This window comes from Okeania sp. SIO2B9, assembly GCF_010672505.1.
Taxonomy (GTDB): domain Bacteria; phylum Cyanobacteriota; class Cyanobacteriia; order Cyanobacteriales; family Microcoleaceae; genus Okeania; species Okeania hirsuta.
Window position 1 is genome coordinate 1 of record NZ_JAAHGK010001136.1, and the last position, 2,493, is coordinate 2,493.

Sequence of the window (2,493 nt, forward strand, 5' to 3'; positions counted from 1 at the left end):
TGTTAACACCTGCTGGGAAAAATTAAGCTCAGGATTAAGAGTTTTGTCTAAATAATCCAAGAAGGTAGGTTCAGCAATAAAACCATTTTTAATCCCTTCAATAATGCCACATCGCTTGGAGAAAGCAGGCTCTGTTTTGAGGTATTTTGTATCTGCCCAAATAAACAGAGGACTATGATAAATACCAAAGTGATTTTTACCACTTAAACCATTAACCGCTTGTTTATTACTGAGGGTACTATCAGTTATACCAGTCATGGTTGTAGATACTTCGACAAAGTGAATTCCACGATAAATTAATCCAGCAACCAAACCGACGACATTTCCTACTGTTCCTCCACCAAAGGCAATTAATAGAGATTTTTTAGATACACCTTCATTAACTAATGTTTCACATATTTGCTCTAAGACTGAGAAATACTTACTTTTCTCACCAGCGGGAACCATTTCTAGAAGACATCTGTATTCCGAATTCAGTTCGTGGAACAGTTCCTCTCCGTAAAGTCCAAACATATTTTGCTCACAAAAGAAAAAGATTTTGTCTATCTCGTGTTTTGACAATTCTTTGAGAAAATGTTCTTTAATATCGTATCCGAAATAAAATGGACTGGGTTTTTCCAGCTCGGTGCTGAGTTCAACCATTTTTCCTGGAGTCCATTCTTGTGTAATGTTATAGTCAACCATGATTTTTCCTTTGTTGATAAAGTATTAATTGCTTATATTTAGATAGTGAACTAATTAAGATAAAATGTCAGTAGATTCAATCTACAATTTCCTACAATATCCGATCACGTTGTAGTCTGACCTTAATTTCACCAGCTAATTGTCTAGCTTGAAGATTGGGATTACCATGTTTACTACACCATTGGCGAACAGTTTGGGGTTGCACTCCCATCAACTCAGCAAAATCATCTCTGTTAAAACCTTCTAACTTCTCCTGTAGTTCAAAGAGTAGTTGAACTGGGTTATAATCAGATACTTGTATTCTTGCTAAATTGAATATTGTTTTAGGCATTATCTCAATTTCCTTTTGTTTGCAACATTGGTAAATCAACTCAAATGACCTTCTCCAAACCTTAACGGCGAGCGCTACAAAGTTAGCTTTCTCAAACTTAGGGATAAATTATTAATAAAAAAAGTTATTAAGCGGGATTTGCTAATAGCAAGTTTTTCCAAGCTACTTCGACTTAAATAAATCATTATTTTGTTGAAATTTTCTACTTAGGGTTTGCTGATTAAATCTAAAAGCATTGACGTATAAAGGTTGAGCGCATTTTTTTAGTTAAAAAAAGTGCAAGCTTAATGGTCGTAATGGTTCAAAAAATTAGCATTTTAGGCGCATAGTTGCGCAGAATAATCCCTTGATTATTCTTCCTCCTACCTCCTCTATAATTTCCATTTTTCCTGTCTCCTACCCTTACCCATAAGACTTTTTCAACAAACCCTACTTAAACTTAGTTTAGAACCGGAGCTACTAATTGAGATATATTCTCAATATTTTTTTAAGTTATCAATAAAATTGATAACTTTGGGGTTTATTAAGAATAGTCTGCGATCGCAAGTCAAACTTTTAGCAGCAGTTTTATATCATGTCTGTTTAATTAGTTACAATAAACAAAAAAGTTGGGAAACGATCGGATAAGTATTGTCTCTAAATACTCTCAATTATCATGGAATGTTCTTTGTGTGGAGTATGGGGAGTGTGGGGGGCAAAAATCTTGTCTACAGTTATCAAAAAAATGTATTTTTCAATACACTTTTCTCCGATAAAAGCAGCTCCAAGACTTACATACACTATATTTCGGGCAAATACTGAAATGACCCTTACCAGAAAATCATCTTACCAATTACCAATGCTGAAATGCGGCGTTGTCAGAAAAGAAGATGATTCAGAGAATGATCAGCGTGTAAAGTTCAAGGAGGAATGTAATTGAATGTCCAGAATACCACAGTCACCACATCCATAAAAATGGTCACGTGAAAAGGTAAGCAAAATTATATCTGTGTCAAGTGTGGCCGTCAGTTGCTCACAGAATATCAACATAGAGGATAGAGTGATGATCTCAAGCGCAACTGCTGGAAAATGTATGTTAATGGCATGGGTTTTCGTGCCATAGAGATAATTACAGGAGTTTCACGCACAACGATTATGGATGGGGTCAAACTTGTGGGAACACTTCTACCAGATGCCTATGAGGCAGAAACTATCCCAGAGGTAGGAGAATTGAATCAACTAGAAACCTTTGTCGGAAAAAAAATCAAATCTGGCACAGGAGCTGCTGTAGACAATTTTCCAGCGGGTATTTTAGGCTTGTTGTAGGTGACCATAGTGCAGAAACATTTATGGTATGATGGCAGACTATTTTCTGGTGGCAATGTTACTTTTGGGTGAGGGATGGTAATCCAGTTTATACTAAATTTATTCCGGCAGGAGATCAGATTGTGAGCAAGACTTACATGACTGGTGTAGAGGGAGAAAATACACGCGCTACG

Annotated in this window: 1 protein-coding gene and 2 pseudogenes; 1 reads left to right on the forward strand and 2 read right to left on the reverse strand. The window is 36.1% G+C overall.

Annotation, left to right across the window (positions count from 1 at the left end; genetic code table 11):
* Positions 1 to 684 (reverse strand): annotated as a pseudogene (locus tag F6K13_RS28165) (hypothetical protein); the annotation flags it as partial.
* 91 nt (positions 685 to 775) lie between these two features.
* The gene (locus tag F6K13_RS28170; protein ID WP_124143329.1) at positions 776 to 1,015 is read right to left on the reverse strand and encodes a hypothetical protein; all 240 of its coding nucleotides are present in this window, start codon (positions 1,013 to 1,015) and stop codon (positions 776 to 778) included.
* Between the two features lie 914 nt (positions 1,016 to 1,929).
* Between F6K13_RS28170 and F6K13_RS28175 the strand changes: the two are divergent.
* Positions 1,930 to 2,493 (forward strand): annotated as a pseudogene (locus F6K13_RS28175) (IS1 family transposase); the annotation flags it as partial.